This window comes from Sorangium sp. So ce176 (assembly GCF_051519835.1).
Taxonomy (GTDB): domain Bacteria; phylum Myxococcota_A; class Polyangia; order Polyangiales; family Polyangiaceae; genus Sorangium; species Sorangium cellulosum_G.
On record NZ_CP150371.1, the window covers coordinates 3806545 to 3822991 of the forward strand.

General features: G+C 72.0%; 11 protein-coding genes. 6 read left to right on the plus strand and 5 right to left on the minus strand.

What is annotated here, in order from left to right:
• The first annotated feature begins 270 nt into the window (after window positions 1-270).
• Both WMF42_RS14385 and WMF42_RS14390 read left to right on the plus strand, forming a co-directional pair.
• Window positions 271-3144 carry a serine/threonine-protein kinase gene (locus tag WMF42_RS14385; RefSeq protein ID WP_437692473.1) on the plus strand — a complete coding sequence of 958 codons (2874 nt, stop codon included), beginning with the start codon at window positions 271-273 and terminating at the stop codon, window positions 3142-3144.
• Window positions 3145-3210: 66 nt separating this feature from the next.
• A complete protein-coding gene (locus tag WMF42_RS14390) occupies window positions 3211-4725 on the plus strand; it encodes an MATE family efflux transporter (protein ID WP_061608161.1) in 1515 nt (504 codons plus the stop codon).
• Window positions 4726-4735: 10 nt separating this feature from the next.
• Here WMF42_RS14390 and WMF42_RS14395 read toward each other — a convergent pair whose 3' ends face one another.
• The 5 genes from WMF42_RS14395 to WMF42_RS14415 all read right to left on the minus strand — a co-directional run bounded on the left by WMF42_RS14395 (window position 4736) and on the right by WMF42_RS14415 (window position 12695).
• A complete protein-coding gene (locus WMF42_RS14395; protein WP_437692475.1) occupies window positions 4736-6808 on the minus strand; it encodes a bifunctional aldolase/short-chain dehydrogenase in 2073 nt (690 codons plus the stop codon).
• Window positions 6809-6854: 46 nt separating this feature from the next.
• Window positions 6855-8171 carry an adenosylhomocysteinase gene (gene ahcY, locus WMF42_RS14400; RefSeq protein WP_061608163.1) on the minus strand — a complete coding sequence of 439 codons (1317 nt, stop codon included), beginning with the start codon at window positions 8169-8171 and terminating at the stop codon, window positions 6855-6857.
• 15 nt (window positions 8172-8186) lie between these two features.
• On the minus strand, window positions 8187-9305 hold the full coding sequence (locus tag WMF42_RS14405; RefSeq protein ID WP_437692477.1) for an ArsR/SmtB family transcription factor: 1119 nt from the start codon (window positions 9303-9305) through the stop codon (window positions 8187-8189).
• 295 nt (window positions 9306-9600) lie between these two features.
• A complete protein-coding gene (locus WMF42_RS14410; protein ID WP_061608165.1) occupies window positions 9601-10896 on the minus strand; it encodes a M16 family metallopeptidase in 1296 nt (431 codons plus the stop codon).
• Window positions 10893-12695, minus strand: coding sequence for a peptidylprolyl isomerase (locus WMF42_RS14415; protein WP_437692479.1), 1803 nt, complete (start codon window positions 12693-12695; stop codon window positions 10893-10895). Before WMF42_RS14415 ends, WMF42_RS14410 begins: the two co-directional genes overlap by 4 nt.
• A gap of 127 nt (window positions 12696-12822) precedes the next feature.
• Between WMF42_RS14415 and WMF42_RS14420 the strand changes: the two genes are divergently transcribed.
• The 4 genes from WMF42_RS14420 (at window position 12823) to WMF42_RS14435 (ending at window position 16431) form a co-directional block, all read left to right on the plus strand.
• On the plus strand, window positions 12823-13332 hold the full coding sequence (locus WMF42_RS14420) for a hypothetical protein (RefSeq protein WP_061608167.1): 510 nt from the start codon (window positions 12823-12825) through the stop codon (window positions 13330-13332).
• A gap of 88 nt (window positions 13333-13420) precedes the next feature.
• Window positions 13421-13759, plus strand: coding sequence for a PilZ domain-containing protein (locus WMF42_RS14425; RefSeq protein ID WP_081426462.1), 339 nt, complete (start codon window positions 13421-13423; stop codon window positions 13757-13759).
• Window positions 13760-13898: 139 nt separating this feature from the next.
• On the plus strand, window positions 13899-14324 hold the full coding sequence (locus tag WMF42_RS14430; RefSeq protein ID WP_061608173.1) for a hypothetical protein: 426 nt from the start codon (window positions 13899-13901) through the stop codon (window positions 14322-14324).
• A 10-nt stretch (window positions 14325-14334) separates the two neighbouring features.
• Window positions 14335-16431, plus strand: coding sequence for an ATP-dependent DNA helicase (locus WMF42_RS14435; RefSeq protein WP_061608169.1), 2097 nt, complete (start codon window positions 14335-14337; stop codon window positions 16429-16431).
• The last annotated feature ends 16 nt before the right edge of the window (window positions 16432-16447 follow it).

Consider the following 16447-nt stretch of genomic DNA (forward strand, 5'->3'; position numbering starts at 1 on the left):
AGGCCCGCAGGAAGAGCAATGGCCCGGATCCACAGGGGATCGCGGCGTTTCATGGGTTCCCTGGACGGATCCATGCTCCGCCCACACGCTGTGTCCGTTGCGCGACTTTGTCGACAGGGTGTGGATAACCCTGTGGATAATCTGGAGAGCCCCTGTGTCGAAATGGTGCGTTGAGCCGGACCTACCAGGGATCTTCACGCATTGTGAGGCCTGGCGAAGCGGGCCTCCCGAATTTGGCCCACCTTGTCCTACATCCGGTAGGTTCGCTCCATGGCGAACTCCTCGGTGACCGTGCCTCGTCCGGTTCTTCCGCCCTCGCACGAGCCCAGCAGGAGCGGCTTCGCCGCGGACGACGTTCCGCGGCCGCTCGGCCGCTACGTGCTCCTGCGACGCATCGCGCGCGGTGGCATGGGCGAGGTGTTCCTCGCCTCGACGACCGGCCTGGAAGGGGCCGAGCGGCCCGTGGTCGTGAAGATCATCCGCCGCGAGCACGCGTCCGACCCGAGCTACATCGCGCGCTTCCTGGACGAGGCGCGGGTGCAGGCGCAGCTCCAGCACTCCGGCGTCGCGCAGGTCATCGAGGCGGACGTCGACCCCGCGACGGGCGAGCCGTACGCCGTGGTCGAGCACGTCGAGGGCCGGAGCCTCGGCGAGGTCCGGGCCCGCGCCGTGCAGCTCGGGCACCGGTTCGACTGGGCGGAGGCGGTCGCGATCGCGACGATGATCGCGGAGGCGCTCGCGCACGTGCACGAGCGCAGGGACCCGTCGGGCGGCGCGCTCAGCATCGTGCACCGCGACCTGTCGCCCCAGAACGTGATGCTCGGGTTCTCCGGCGACGTGAAGATCATCGATTTCGGCACCGCGCGCGGGCAGAACCGGCGTTGCCACACGGTCGCGGGCGTCGTGTTCGCGAAGCCGGGCTACGTCGCGCCGGAGGTCGCCAACGGCGACCCGGGCGACGCGCGGGTCGACCTCTACGCGCTCGGGATCATGCTCTGGGAGCTCTGCGCCGGGCGGCGCTTCCTCCAGGGCGACGCGCAGACGCACATGGCCGCTGTCGCGCGCAACCAGAACGACCCGCCGCCCATCGCCGTGGGGCTCGAGGCGCCGCCGGCGCTCGACGCCGTGATCGCGCGGCTCACCGCCTTCGACAGGGACGCGCGGTACCCGTCGAGCCGCGCCGCCGCGCGCGATCTCGCCGCGCTCCTCGGGGCGGCGGTCGCCTTGCCCGGCGGCGAGCGCGGCGTGCGCGCGCGGGCCGCGCACCTGATGCAGCGGCTCTTCCCGGGCGAGCCGGGGCGCTCGCGCAGCGAGTTCGCGAGCCTCGTCGCCGCCGCCAAGGCGCACCGCGCCACGGCCGTGACGCCGGTGAGCCCCCGCGCGGAGGCGATGGCCTCCGCCGAGCGCGGCGACGAGGGCATGCTGCCGGGCACGCGGTACCGGCTGCTGCGCGAGATCGGGACCGGCGCGAGCAGCACCGTCTACGAGGCGGAGCACGTCGACCTGGGCCGCCGCGTGGCGCTGAAGGTCGTGTCCGCCGAGCACTCCGCGACCGACGTTGTCGCGAGCCGCTTCCGCCGCGAGGCGCGCGTGCTCTCGCGCCTCTCCCACGAGCACCTCGTGAAGGTCCACGACTTCGGCATGGCGGCGGATGGCCGCCTGTTCTGCGGCATGGACCTGCTCGAGGGCGAGACGCTCGACGCCGTGCTCGTCCGCGGGGCCGCGATCGACTGGCGCGACGCGCTCGCGATGGCCGTCAAGGTGCTGAGCGCGCTCGAGCTCGCGCACGCGGAGGGCCTCGTGCACCGGGACGTGAAGCCCGAGAACCTGTTCCTGACGCGCCCGAGCGGCGCCCCGGGCTCGACCTCCCTGGCCGACGCCGGCCTGAAGCTGCTCGACTTCGGGCTCGCGAAGTGCCTCTCCGAGGATCGCGGCGAGGCCGACGGCGTCGCCGACGCCACCGGCGCGGGGGAGGGGCCGGCCCGAGCCGCGATCGCGATCGTGGGGACGCCGGAGTACATGGCCCCCGAGCAGGCGGCGTCGGGGCGCATCGACGGGCGCGCCGATCTGTATGCGCTCGGCTGCGTCCTCTACGAGATGCTCACCGGGCGCCTGCCGTTCGTCGAGCCGAGCCTCGTCTCGCTGCTCGACGCGAAGATCAAGGGGAGCCCCGAGCGCCTCCGCGAGCGCGCGCCGTCCCGGCAGATCCCGCCGTTCGTCGACGAGCTTGTGATGCGCGCGCTCGCGCGCCACCCGAGCGTCCGCTTCCAGAGCGCGACAGAGATGCGCCGGGCCGTCCTGACGGCGCTGGAGGCGCCCGCCCGCGCGCGCTCCCGTCGCCGCGCGCTCGGGTTCGCGGCGGTCGCCGCGGTGATGACGGTCGCGGGCGTGCTCGCCGTGGGGAAGGGGCGCGAGATCGCGGCCGGCGTCCCCGCTGTCGCGAGGCTGCTCGATGTCGCGGGCGACGCGGGCTCTTCGCCACAGGAGGCGGCGGCCCAGGCCGCTGGGCCCGATGTCGCTGCGAACGACCGGCCGGCGGCGAACGCGGCCCCGGCGGCGGAGACACAGGCGGGCGCGGAGGCGCCGGCGACGGTCGCGCCCGCAGCGGCGGCGACCGCGGAGAGCGCCACGGTCACGCAGACACCGGCAGCAGCCGCGGAGACGCCGGTGGCGTCGGCAGCCGGCGCGGCCGCGTCCGGCGCGGCGGGGCAGGGGATCGCTGCGCCTCCGGCCCTCGCTGTCGCGCCCGCCGCCCCGCCCGCTGTGGCCGCGCTCCGGGCGGGCGCCGCGCCGCCCGCGCCGGTCGCCCCGCCCGCTCCGGCGGCCGTCGCGAAGAGCGAGGCCGCGAAGCCGCCCGCCAGGGGCGAGGCTGCGCCGCGCGGGCCCGCCGTGGCCACGCGCAGCTCGGCTCCGAAAACCGACAAGCCCGCCGCGCGCGACGCGGCGGAGCGCGCCTCGCGCGAGGTCGCGAAGCGCGACGCGAAGGCGCGCGACCGATCGTCCTCATCCTCGGCGCGCGAGTCCGCGGCGCCGACACCCGCCCGTGGCGAGGCTGACACGCGGGACAAGGAAGGCCACGAGGATCACAGCGAGGCGAAGCGGCGCCGTCACAAGCGGCGGTCGCGGGTCGCCAAGGCCGAGTAAGCTGCGCCGCTCGCGGCGCATTTCCCTCGCGCGCACGCTGCGGCGTTGTATACCGCGCAGCCTGCGATGGCTCAGATCGTCCTGCCCGCGCCCGGTCCGAACGCCGTCACGTCGGGCCCACCCCATCGCGCCATCCTGAGGCTCGCGCTGCCGACCGTCGCGGCGATGCTCACCCAGAGCATCGTCAACGAGGTCGACATCGTCTTCTTCGCGCACCTGCCGTGCCCCGAGTCCTCGAACGCGCACGCGGCGCTCCTGCCGTCGCTGATCGTCCTCTGGCTGTTCGGCGGCTCGCTCAGCGCGATCTCGGTCGGCACGCAGGCGTTCACCGCGCGCCGCTTCGCCGAGAAGCGGCCCGAGGACGCGGGCGCGGTCCTCGCGAACGCCCTGTTCTTTGCGCTCGTCGCGGGCGTCGCCTTCTCGGCGCTCGGGTACCTGACGATGCCCTACATCCTGTCGGTCATCATCAAGGTGCCGGACGCGCGCCAGGCGGCGCTCGACTACCTCGGCTGGCGCCTGCTCGGGGTGACGTCGATGGCGGCGACGTTCGCGCTGAAGGCGTTCTTCGACGGGATCGGCAAGACGCACATCCACCTCGTCTCGGCGCTCGCGATGAACGCGCTGAACATCGTGCTGTGCCTCCTGCTCATCTTCGGCAACGACGCGCTCGGCATCCCGAGGTACGGCATCGCGGGCGCGGGCATCGCGGGCTTCATCTCGACCTACGTCGGCCTCGCGATCATGCTCGCGTACGCGCTCCTCCCGCAGTACCGGCGCGTCTACCGCCCGTTCGCCGCGAGCAAGCTCTCGGTCCCGCTCACCTGGTCCATCCTCAAGCTGTCGATCCCGAGCGCCGTCGCCACCATCGCGATCATGACCGGCTTCGGCCTGTTCTACGCGATCGCCAGCAAGCTCGACCAGGTCGCGCCGGCGGGCGTGATCTCGCCGCTCTGCCCGGGGGGCCGCGCCGAGCCGGTCTACGGCGCGGCGACCACGGTCATCGTCGGGATCCTGAAGCTCACGTTCACCGCCTGCCTGGCCTTCGGCACCTCGACGGCCACCCTGGTGGCGCAGTCGCTCGGCGAGAAGGACGGCGACAAGGCCGCGCGCTTCGGCTGGGTGAGCGTCCGGCTGGGGCTCGTGATCTTCGGCGTCGTCGGCCTGCTCGAGGCGATCTTCGCCCCGCAGATCCTCGCGTTCGCCAGCAGCAGCGAGCTCGTCCAGGCCGCGGCGCTCCGGCCGCTCCAGGTGATGGGCATCTGCACGCCGCTCGTCGCGGTCGGCATGATCCTGACGCAGGCGCTCTTCGGCGCGGGCAACACGCTGTTCGTGATGGTCGTGGAGCTCATCCTCCACTTCACCTGCCTCGTGCCGCTCGCGTGGCTGCTCGGCATCACGCTCGGCTTCGGCCTGATGGGCATCTGGGGGGCCGGCGTGATCTACGTGGTCCTCCTCGCCGCGACCATGGTGTGGAAGTTCCGCTCGGGGGACTGGAAGAAGATCCGGCTCGACGCGCAGGATCAGCCCGGCAAGGCCGCGCTCGGCGAGGGCAGCGGCGGCCCGAGCGCGCAGGGGCTCTGACCCGGCCCGCTCACCGGGGGAACGCCGCCGCGTTCCCGCCGTCGACGGTCAGGACGCAGCCGGTCGTGGCCTCGGCGGTCGCGAGGTAGAGGAAGCTCTGCGCCACGTCGGCCGCGGTGGTCTCGCGCCGGAGCAGGTTGTCGCGGAAGTAGTCGTCGACCGAGACGTTGCGGGCGCGCGCGCGCGCCTCCAGCAGGCCGGCGCCGAACAGCGCGGTGCGGATGCGGTCGGCGTTCACGGCGTTCGCCCGGATGCGCTGGGGGCCGAGGTCGACGGCGTACTGGCGCATCAGCGCCACGAGCGCCGCCTTGGCGACGGCGTACGGGCCGAAGGCGGGCCCCTGGTTGAACGCGCTCTTCGACGCGTTGAACAGCAGCGCGCCGCCCGCGTCCTGGGCGAGCAGCACCCGCGCCGCCGCGCGGGCGACGTTCTGGTGGCCGAGCAGGTTCAGCTCGAGCGAGGCGCACAGCGCCTCGTGCCCCTCCGACGTGTGGAGGGACCCCGAGAACGCGCGCCCGGCGTTCGAGACGATCACGTCGACGCCGCCGAAGTGCGCCGCGGCCTGCGCGAACGCCCGGTTCACGCTCGCCTCGCTGCGCACGTCGCACGCGATCTTGATGCAGCGGCCGCGGTGGCGCGCGTCGAGCTCGGCGGCGGCCTTCTCGAGCGGCTCCTCGTCGCGATCGAGCAGCGCCACGTGCGCCCCCGCGGCGAGGAACGCCGCCGCTGTCGCGTGGCCGATCCCCGACGCGGCGCCCGTGATCAGCGCGATGCGCCGATCGAGCGGGCCCTTCTGGCCGGTCCCGAGCTTCAGCTTCGCCTGCTCGAGGCTCCAGTACTCCATGTCGAACAGGTCGAGCTCGGGGACCGGCTCGTACCCCCGGAGCGCCTCGGCGGCCTCGATCACGGAGACGGTGTGCTCGTAGACGTCCGCGACGATCTCGGCCTCGGCGCGCGAGCCGCCGACGCACAGCGCGCCGACCCCCGGGAACAGCAGCACCCGCGGGAACGGATCGAGCTCGTCGCGCCTCACGCCGCGCGCCGCGCAGGAGCGGCGGAAGTACTCGTGGTACTCGGCCACGTACTTCGCGATGCCCTTGTCGACGGCCGCGCGGAGGCGCCCCACGTCGGCGACGGCGTGGCCGTCGACCACGAGCGGCCGCGCCTTGGTGCGGATGACGTGATCCGGGGTCGCGCAGCCGATCTGCGAGACGCGGGCGAGGTCGTCGCGCTCGCAGAACGAGATCAGCTCCAGGCTGGTGCGGAGCGTGCAGACCCACGGGCGGCCCGAGGCGCGGGCGAGCGCGCCCCGGACGACCGGACCGATGGCGGCCCGGATGTCCGGGTCCGGCGCCGACACGGTGGGGTGCGAGGCGATCGCGCTGCGCTGGACGATGTAGCGCTCGGCGCGGGTGACCGCGTCGATCATGCGCGTGTAGCTCTCCTCGGCTGTCTCTCCCCACGTGAAGACGCCGTGCTTGTCGAGGATCATCAAGGACGGGAGCGACCCCTGCTCGAGGCGCGCCCGGATGAGCTCGGCGACGCGGCGCGCGAGCGCGAAGCCCGGCATCACGTAGGGCACGAAGAGCGCGTCGTCGCCGTAGATCGCCCGGACGACCTCGGCCGAGCCGCGCAGATCGATGACCGACAGCACGGCGTCCGCGTGCGTGTGATCGACGAACTTCGCGGGGATGATCGCGTGCAGCAGCGCCTCGACCGACGGCGTCGGGCTCGATGGATCCAGCATCTGGCCGCGGAGGAGCGCGACCATCTGCTCGTCGGTCATCGCCTCGAGCTCGCACGCGCGCTGGAGCGGCGCGAGGCGGCACGCCGGGAAGCCGCGCGGCTCGATCGTCGCGAGATCCCACCCGCTGCCCTTGATGAAGAGCACGTCGACGCGGTCGCCGAGCAGGTCGACGGCCGTGCTCTTGACGCTGGTGTTGCCCCCGCCGTGGAGGACGAGCGACGGATCGGCGCCGAGCAGGCGGGAGGTGTAGACGCGGAGGGCGAGATCCTCGCCGCAGGTGGCGGCGTAGGTGTCGAGGTAGCGCTGGGCTTCTGCCTTGCTGTGGCGAGGATCCATCGATCGGCCGCCTACCCCAGCGGCGGAGGCGCCGAAAGCCCGCCGCTCAGTAGCGGTAGTTCTCGGCCTTGAAGGGGCCCTCGGCGGGGATGCCCAGGTACTTCGCCTGCTCCTGCGTGAGCTGCGTCAACTCGACCCCGAGCTTCGGCAGGTGGAGCGCAGCGACCTTCTCGTCGAGCTTCTTCGGCAGCAGATGGACGCCGACCGTGTACTTCTCCGTCCACAGGGCGATCTGCGCGAGCACCTGGTTCGAGAACGAGGTCGACATCACGAACGACGGGTGGCCGGTGGCGCAACCGAGGTTCACGAGCCGGCCGCGCGCGAGGACGATCAGCCGCTTGCCGTCCGGGAAGATGAAGTGGTCGACCTGCGGCTTGATGTTCTCCTCCTTGATCTCGGGGTTCTTCTCGAGCCACGCGATCTGGATCTCGGAGTCGAAGTGGCCGATGTTGCAGAGGATCGCCTCGTCCTTCATCGCGAGCATGTGCTCGGCCCGGACCACGTCGGCGCAGCCGGTCGCCGTGACGAAGATGTCGGCGATCGGGGCGACGGTCTCGAGGCGCTTCACCTCGTAGCCCTCCATCGCCGCCTGCAGCGCGCAGATCGGGTCGATCTCGGTGATGATCACGCGCGCGCCGAGGCCGCGCAGCGACTGCGCGCACCCCTTGCCGACGTCGCCGTAGCCGCACACGACGGCGACCTTGCCGGCGAACATCACGTCCGTGGCGCGCTTGATGCCGTCGCCTAGCGACTCGCGGCAGCCGTAGAGGTTGTCGAACTTGCTCTTCGTCACCGAGTCGTTGACGTTGATCGCGGGCACCTTGAGCTTGCCCGCGCGGTGCATCTCGTAGAGCCGGTGCACGCCCGTCGTCGTCTCCTCCGACAGCCCGCGGATCGGGTCGTTGCCGGTGAAGAGATCCGGGTGCTTCTCGTGGGCGATGATCGTGAGATCGCCGCCGTCGTCGAGGATCATGTTGGGCCCCTTGCCGCCCTTGAAGGCATAGAGCTGCTGCTCGATGCACCAGTCGTACTCCTCGATCGTCTCGCCCTTCCAGGCGAAGACCGGGATGCCGGCCGCCGCGATCGCCGCCGCCGCGTGGTCCTGCGTCGAGTAGATGTTGCAGCTCGACCAGGTGACCTCGGCGCCGAGGGCCACCAGCGTCTCGATCAGCACCGCGGTCTGGATCGTCATGTGGAGGCAGCCGGCGATGCGCGTGCCCTTGAGCGGCTGCGTCGGGCCGTACTCGGCGCGGAGCGCCATCAGCCCGGGCATCTCCTTCTCGGCGATGCGGATCTCCTTGCGGCCCCAGTCTGCGAGCGTGATGTCGGCGACCTTGTACGAGAGCTTCTTCTCAGCAGTCATGATGTCCCCTTGTCGTTATCCCGTGAATGCGCCGGTGCGCGCGCCGCGCCAGCCGACGAGTAGCTGCCAAACCAGGTGTCGATCCGGGCCTTCTCCCTGCCAGGCGGACGGCAGCCGCCGGATCTCGATGCCGCAGAGCCCGGCCTCCTCGGCGAGGCGCCTGAGGTCGGCCGGCGTGAAGCCGAGCCAGATGTCCGCCTCTTGCTCCCGCAGCGTCGGATCGTTGTGCGCCTCGTAATCGAGCACGCACACCGCGCCGCCGCGGGCCCGCAGGGCGTCGTCCCCGTGGGGGGGCGCGGCCGGCCGCGCGAGCTCGACGAGCGCGCGCATGGCCCTCGCCGGCTGCGGCGCGTGGTGCAGCACGCGGGCCGCGAACACCACATCGGCGCCGCCGGAGAGGGGCTCGCCGGCCTCGGGCGGATCGCCCCCGAGCGCGCGGGCCACGGCGCGGATCACCTCGGATCCGTCGATCTCGCCGCACACGAGCTCGACATTCTCGAGGCTGCGCCGCCGCATACGCTCTGCCGCGAGCTGGAGCTGGGCGCTCGCGCGATCGAGCGCGACAACGCGGTCGAAGACGGGAGACAGCACCTCGAGCAGCGCCCCGTCGCCGGTGCCCGCATCGACCGCCAGCCGGCGGTGGGGCAGGAGCGGCGCGAGCGCGGCGAGGTAAGCGGCGAGCTCGGACGGCGGCCCCGAGCGGAGCGGGCGCCCGCCGCGCGCGAAGAACTCGCGGGTCTCGGCGTCGCGCGCGGCGAGCACCTCCTCGATGCGCGCGAGCGTGCCGTCCGCCGCGCACGCGCGCTGGCCCGCGCGCACGGCGTCGTCGACCACCGGGTCGGTCGTGGCGCGCGGGTCGAGGCGGAGCAGCGTCCACGTGCCCTGACGCCGCGCGAGCAGGATGCCCGCCTCGCGGAGCGCGGCCGCGTGGCGCGAGATCTTCGGCTGCCCCTCGCGGAGCAGCTCGGCCAGCTCGCCGACGGCGAGCTCTTCCGCCGCAGCCAGGCCGAGGAGCCGCACCCGCACCGGATCGGCGAGCAGCCTGTACAGCTCGCACCGCGCGACCGCCTCGACAGGCTGGGCCGGGGACTCCATGACGGTGGTCACGGGCAAGCTATATGCGTCGATGCGCATAGATGCAAATATAAACTCGTGGTTCCGACCACCTTCTGCCGGGGTGACGGGAACCACGCCCGCCAGCGCCGAGGGGATCGAGGCAGCCACGCTCCGCGAGGCTCGGCGGGCGCGCTCCCCGGCGACGAGCACGCCGTCCGTGGTTGAGGACAAGCAGGCCATCTTCCGTGGCTGAGGTGCGGGAAGCGCCGTCCGTGGTTGAGGACAGAAGAGGCGGCGGCCGTGCGCGAAACGCGGCTTATTCCACCTTCCCTGGATCTGCCGTGTGTCCCGGCGCGCCGCGGTGGGCGGCGCGTCAGCCGAACGAGCGGACGGCCTTCTCGAGCTTCGCCTCCTCGGAGGCGCGGAGCAGGCCCACGGCGACGACGGTCAGCCGCTCCGGCCGGAGCAGAGCGCGCGCGGCGTTGCGCACGTCATCGACGGTGACGCGGGCGAGCTCCTCGTGCCGTTCCTCCGGGGTCCGAGCGATGTCGGCGAGCGCGGAGAGCCCGTAGAATCCCGCGGTCGCCTCGGGGTCGTCCTGCATCGCCTCCACCGACCAGAGGTGGCGGTCCCGCGCCTTGGCCAGCTCGTCCTCGCGCGGGCCGGTCTCGGCGAGCTCCCGGAGCAGCGCGAAGATCTCCCGGACCACCACGGTCGCGCGGTCGTGCTGCACGCCCGCGGCGATGTCGACGACGCCGTCGTCCTCGTACGCCTCGAACATCCCCGACACGTCATAGCAGAGGCCCAGCCGGTCGCAGATCCGCTCGTACAGCCGCGTCGACATGCCGTCGTCGAGCACGCGGAGCAGCATCTCCACGGCGGGCTCGCGCGGATCGCGCTCGCTCACGCCCCGGAACGCGACCCGCAGCTCGGTCTGGCTCGACTGGTTCTCGATGAAGCGGAACCTCGGCTTCTTCTGCCCGTTCGGCGGCGGCGTGGCGGGCACCTGCTCGCCGCGCGGCATCGCGCCGAAGTGCCGCTCGATCACCCGCGCGCACGCCTCCGGATCGAACCGCCCTGCCACGCAGAGCACCGCGTTCGCCGCCGTGTAGTGCCGGGCGTGGTGCGCGCGCAGCATCGGCTCGTCGAACCGGTCGAGCGCGTCGATGCCCCCGGTGATCGTGAAGCCGAGCGGGTGCCGCTCGTACATGAGCGCGCGGGCGTTGTTGTCCGCGTCGATGTCGCGCCCCTCGTCGTCGAGGTCCTCGAGGATCTCCTCGCGCACGATGCCGCGCTCGACCTCGATCGCGGTGAAGCGGGGCGACGTGGCGACCTCGCCGAGCAGGGCGAGCACCGGGTCCAGGTTCGACGGCGGCACGGAGATGCTCATCACGCCGTGGTCGACGTGGGTCGCCGCGTAGAGCGTCCCACCGAGGCGCTCGAAGGCGAGCGCCTGCGCGTGCGCCGAGGGCAGCGTCGACGTCCCCCGAAACACCATGTGCTCGAGGAAGTGAGAGATCCCGTTGTTCTGCTGGGTCTCGAACCGCGAGCCCACGCGCAGGTAGAGCGAGGCGACCGCCCGGTGCACCTGCGGTTGCGGGACGAGCACGACCTTGAGGCCGTTCGAGAGGACGACGTCCCGAGCGTCACGCAGCGGGAGCGACGTCATTCCCCCTCGTCGTCGATCGGGAGCTCCGGCTCGCCGGAGCCGTCCTCGGCCGGCCTGGCCTCCTTGAGGAGGCTCTGGTCGTACTTCACCTCGCTGCCGATGGTCGACTTCAGCCGGCGCATGTACCCGACGAGCGCGTCGTTCTGCTTGGCGGCCCGCATCGCCGATGTGTAGAACTCGCGGTCCTTGTCCCATTGCTCCTGGCTCGGGGAGGTCTTCTCCTTGAGCTGGATCACGGCATACCCGTTCTCCAGCGCCACGACGTCCTTGGGCAGGTCGCCCGGCTTGTCGAGCTGGAAGGCGATGCGCGCGGGCTCGGTGCTGTCCCTCGCGTCCGCGATGGGCGACCCCGACACGTTGAACGGCAGGCTCGCCTCGACGGTGGGCCGGTTCGGATGGTTCGCGATCGTGTAGGGCGCCCGCGCCGCGCCCGGCTCGGTCTGGCCGTCGTTCTTCGTACCGCCCGCGTCCGTGGCTCCGCCCTGCTTCGCGGCCTTGTCCTCCGGCTTCGCGCCCGGCGCGGCGGCCGCGCCCTTCGCGGGCGTGAGCTGCGCCATGTAGGCGGCGAGCGCGTCCTCCAGCGACTTGCCGCCGGCGGCGGCGGCGAGCACCTGCTTGGCGGCCTCGGCCGCGAGCCGCTCCGACTCGTGGGCCACGTAGAGATCGCGCGCCGCCTCCAGCCGGCCGATCTTCTCGGCCTCGGCGTCCTTCGCGATCTGCTCGACCTTGATCACCTGGAAGCCGTCCTCGGTCTCGACGAGGTCCGACACCTCGCCCGCCTTCATCTCGAAGAGCTTGTCCTCGACGGGCTTGCTGAGCCGGCCCTTGGTCACGCAGCCGAGCTCGCCGCCGCGCGCCGCGCTCGGGTCGTCGCTGGCGCTGCGCGCCACGTCGGCGAAGCTCTCGCCCTTCTTGAGGCGCTGGACCGCCTGCTCGATACGCGCCTTCGCGGCGGCCTTTCCCGCCTCCGGCCCCTGCTCGGCCTCGTCGGGCTTCACCTCGGCCGTGATGACCCGGGCGACCCGGCACTCGGGCAGGTACTGCGCCTTGCGCCCCTCCCACGTCTTGTCGAGCTCCTCCTTGTTGGCGTCGGCCCAGGCCTGGATCGCCTTCTCCGAGGTATCCACGACGAGATCGCTGTAGAAGCGCCGGTCGAAGCGCACGTAGCTGAGCGTCCGGGTGGATTTCTCGCGGGAGAACTGCTCGAACGCCTCGTTCTCGCCGACCCGGACCCGCGCGCGGATGAAGTCGCGCATCCGCGCCGCGATGAGCTCCTTCCGCTGGTAATCGCGGAAGTCCGTGGGGCTCATCTTCGTGATGTTCCGGATTTGCCGCTCGTACTGCTTGTTGTCGAACTTCTTTGTCTGGCGGTTGCGGACGTCCAGGTAGCGAATCAGGTCCTCTCGGAGGTTGAGCGCGTAACCGACCTGGCGGATCTTGTCCGCCGGGAGCGAGACACGCACCCTGCCGGTCCCGAGCTCGGCCGTCAGCTCGTCGTCCGAGACGCTGATCCCGAGGCGCTTCGCGTCCTCGTTGAGGAGCCACCGCTCGTAGAGCCCCTCCGCCGTGATCCGCCGGAGCCCCATCGCCCGGAGGCGATTTTCGTCGACGCTCCGCATCGCGAGCAGGTTCCTCGAGGCGTTGAACTCGATCGAGGAGAGGCAGCTCCCTCGGACCTCGACGGCGCAGGTGCTCGCGGTCGACTGCACGGGGCCGGTGTTCGGGCGAAACTGGACGATGAAGACGACGGCGATCGCGATGACGATGGCAGCGCCGAAGATTTGGCTCAGTCTGTTCACGAAGGGCTCGCTCCCGGGGCGCGCTGCTCGCTCCTCGAGCAGCCTCTCGCCTTGGCCTGGCGCGGCATAGCACGGCGTCGACGGCGTGTCTTTACGGCGGTCGAGAGCGGGGTTAGGGGCTCATCCCATGGCAAGCTCGAAGTCACACCTCCCTGATTGCGGCCTCTACCTGACGACAAAGCCGCTCCCCGGAAACGAGGACAAGGTGCCTGCCGGCATCATCGTCTCCTTCCACAACCACTCGGACAACGGTCTGCCGACGGTCACGACGCCCGATCACAACGTCCACAACCGCTGGCACTTCCACGGCCCTGCCGTCTCGTTCCGGGGCACGACGTGGGCGGACTCGCTGCAGCGCCTCCCGGCCGAGGGGTTCTACACGCTCCGCAAGGAGCTCACGTTCGACGGGGGCAACTGGCCGAAGGGCACGCTGGTGCAGCTCGGCTACACGCAGGCGGGCATGCCTATCCTGTTCATCGCCCGCGTGCGATCGCGGCTGCAGGAGAACGACCTCTTCTTCTCCGACAAGGGCGTGGGCATCAAGCGCGACCAGCTCTCGCTGCTCGAGCCCGTCTCCGTGTTCGAGGAGCCGAGCGACGGCTCCGGCCACAAGCCCGACCACGCCGAAGCCCACTGATCAGCTCGCCCCTCCCGTCCAGACTGAACTTACTCGGGAGGTGTCGAAACTCATTCCCGGGCACGGCGTGTGCTTGTAATTTTCTTCTGTGATTCGACGCAGAACCCTCACTCCTCCGTCGCTCCAGATTCCACCTCAGCTCCTGGCGAACCGCCGCAGAAGCGCTCGCCGTGAGCTCAGCGAGCGGGTGCGCCTCGAGACCGAGGATCGCGCGGTCTCGGGCTGGACGCTGAACGCCAGCGTCGGCGGGCTTCGGGTGGTGATAGAAAATTCACTCGATCCCGGTACGGAGCTAACGGTCTGGCTCGACGGCAGGGCCCCGCGCCCCGGCCGGATCACGTGGGTCCAGGACGAGCCGGACGGGTCGATCGTGGGCGTCTGCTTCCTCGACGAGGGGGAGCCGAGGCCGTCGCGGTCGAGCTCGTAGCCCGCACGGGACGGCGCAGAAATGCGCGGGCGCGCCAAAGCGCCACAGACCCATGGCAGCGCTGTCAGCTTGACGAGGCCCCCGCAATTTTGCGATGGATGTTCCTGCTGGCATGGGGGTAGCCGGGAACCAGCGGACGATGCCGACACCCGCGGAGATAAAGAAAGCCCTGCTCCAGGCCGGATTCGAGGTCTACCGCACCCGAGGCGACGCCGTGCACGTCGCGGAGCGGGTGCGGGAGAACCTCCTCATGGACTCGGGGATCGTCGTGGGCGCCGAGCCGCTGCGCGTCGGGTTCGTTGTGCGCGCGCAGCGCAACGACTTCCCGGGCGCGGCGGACGAGCAGCTCTTCGAGCGGGCGCGCGGCCTGGCCGAGCCCGCCGTGGCGCGCGGCTACACCGAGGGCGAGGCCGCGCTCCGTCAGGTCCGCGATCCCGGCGACGCGGAGCGGACGCTGGACACGTGGTGCGAGGTCCAGTTCGAGAAGCCGGTGGCGTCGCTCGAGCTCGCCGTCAGCGAGGTGGGGTTCGCCCTCTCGCTGGAGAAGACTGCCCTGCCGCGGTAAGCGGTCGACGATGCCGTTCGACCGAGCCGCGAGCCTGCTCGGGCCCTCCGGCCCGTTCGCGCGCGGCCTGCCGGGCTACGAGGACCGCGAGGGGCAAGTCGCGATGGCGAGCGCGGTCGAGCGGGCGATCGCCGAGGACCGCATCCTCCTCTGCGAGGCGGGCACCGGGACGGGCAAGACGCTCGCTTACCTGGTCCCCGCGATCCTGAGCGGCCGCAAGGTCGTCGTCTCGACCGCGACGAAGGCGCTCGAGGACCAGATCTACACGAAGGACCTGCCGCTCGTGGCCGAGCACCTCCGGCTGGATCCGCGCGCGGCGCTGGTGAAGGGCCTCGGCAACTACCTCTGTCTGCGCCGCTACAACGAGCTCCGCCAGAGCCCCGGCGCGGGCGCCGGGACCGCGGGGCGCTCGCTGCCGCTCCTGGAGGCGTGGGCGCAGGAGACCGAGATGGGCGACGTCGCCGAGCTCGCCTACCTCGCGGAGGGCGATCCGCTCTGGCGGGAGGTGGCGTCGTCGAGCGAGACGCGGCTCGGGGCCTCGTGCGACTACTACGACGAGTGCTTCGTCACGCGGATGAAGCGCGACAGCGAGGCGGCGCGCCTGCTCATCGTCAACCACCACCTCTTCTTCGCGGATCTCGCGCTGAAGATCGCCGGTGCGCGCCGCGGCTTCGCTGGCGCCGGCGCGCTCCCCCCGTACGACGCAGTGATCTTCGACGAGGCGCACCAGCTCGAGGACATCGCGACGAGCTTCTTCGGCGTCCGCGCCTCGCGCGCGCGGGTCGACTCGATGCTCCGCGACGCGGACCGGGCCTTCATCGCGTCGGGCCTCGCCGACCACATCCTCGGGCGGGGCGAGGGGACGGCGATCACGGCCGTGGTGCGCGAGTCCGCGGACGCGCTCTTCGATCGGCTCGCCGCGCTCGGCGGCGCCGCGGGCAGCGCGGATCGCGGCGACGCCCGGGTCCCGCTCGCCAGGGACGCGTGGTCGGGCGAGCTGCTCGGCGCCTACCATCGCCTGGACAACCACCTCGAGGCGCTCGCGAGCTACGCGAGCGCGAACGCGATCAGCGAGGCGGTGCAGCTCGTCGGCAACCGCGCCGCGCAGCTGCGCGACGACGCCGCGCGGATCGTCGACCCCGCGACCAACCAGGTCACGTGGGTCGAGGTGCGCGGGCGCGCCGTCTCGTTCGGCGCGTCGCCGGTCGATCTCGGGGACATGCTGCGCGAGCACGTCTTCGAGAGGATCGGCGCCGTGGTGCTGACGAGCGCCACGCTCACAACGGGCGGCTCCGGCGCGTCCGGGTTCCGCTTCCTCCGCTCGCGGATGGGCCTCGACGAGGAGGTGTCGGTGCCGGTCGACGAGCTCGAGGTCCCGTCGCCGTTCGACTACCCGAGCGCCGCGCTGCTCTACACGCCGCGCGACCTCCCCGAGGCGACCGACGCGGCGTTCGTCGATCGCGCGGCCGATCGCATGGCCGAGCTCATCGGCATCACCGGCGGCGGCGCGTTCGTCCTGTGCACGTCGATCCGCGCCATGAACGCGCTCGCCGCGGCCCTGCGCGCCCGGCTCGCCCGCGCGCCCGCGCAGGCCCGGGCGGCCGGGGGCGCGGCGCGGCAGCCGATCCCGCTGCTCGTGCAGGGGGACGCGCCGAAGGGCGCGCTGCTCCGCCGCTTCCGCGCCGAGCGGCACGCCGTGCTCGTCGCGACGATGAGCTTCTGGGAGGGGGTCGACGTCCCCGGCGAGGCGCTGCGCCTCGTGATCATCGAGAAGCTCCCGTTCGCGGTGCCGACCGATCCCGTCGTCGCCGCGCGGTGCGCGTCGATCGAGCAGTCCGGCGGCAACCCCTTCATCGCCTACAGCGTCCCGCAGGCCGCGATCACCCTGAAGCAGGGCTTCGGCCGGCTGATCCGCACGCGCACCGATCGCGGCATCGTCGCGATCCTGGACCGGCGGGTGCGCACGCGCGGCTACGGCCGCGTGCTGCTCGACAGCTTGCCCGACGCGCGCCGGACGGAGCGCATCGAGGACGTGCGCGCGTTCTGGACCGCCGCCCCGGCGGAGGCGCAAGGAGAAGCGCCGGCGCGCGGCGACGAGCCGCGGTGAGGTGAGCGTGCGGTGA

Bases quoted from the DNA above. Each gene is read 5' to 3' on its own strand.
- WMF42_RS14385 (WP_437692473.1), top strand. From the start codon at position 271: ATGGCGAACTCCTCGGTGACCGTGCCTCGTCCGGTTCTTCCGCCCTCG.
- WMF42_RS14390 (WP_061608161.1), top strand. From the start codon at position 3,211: ATGGCTCAGATCGTCCTGCCCGCGCCCGGTCCGAACGCCGTCACGTCG.
- WMF42_RS14395 (WP_437692475.1), bottom strand. From the start codon at position 6,808: ATGGATCCTCGCCACAGCAAGGCAGAAGCCCAGCGCTACCTCGACACC.
- ahcY (WP_061608163.1), bottom strand. From the start codon at position 8,171: ATGACTGCTGAGAAGAAGCTCTCGTACAAGGTCGCCGACATCACGCTC.
- WMF42_RS14405 (WP_437692477.1), bottom strand. From the start codon at position 9,305: ATGCGCATCGACGCATATAGCTTGCCCGTGACCACCGTCATGGAGTCC.
- WMF42_RS14410 (WP_061608165.1), bottom strand. From the start codon at position 10,896: ATGACGTCGCTCCCGCTGCGTGACGCTCGGGACGTCGTCCTCTCGAAC.
- WMF42_RS14420 (WP_061608167.1), top strand. From the start codon at position 12,823: ATGGCAAGCTCGAAGTCACACCTCCCTGATTGCGGCCTCTACCTGACG.
- WMF42_RS14430 (WP_061608173.1), top strand. From the start codon at position 13,899: ATGCCGACACCCGCGGAGATAAAGAAAGCCCTGCTCCAGGCCGGATTC.
- WMF42_RS14435 (WP_061608169.1), top strand. From the start codon at position 14,335: ATGCCGTTCGACCGAGCCGCGAGCCTGCTCGGGCCCTCCGGCCCGTTC.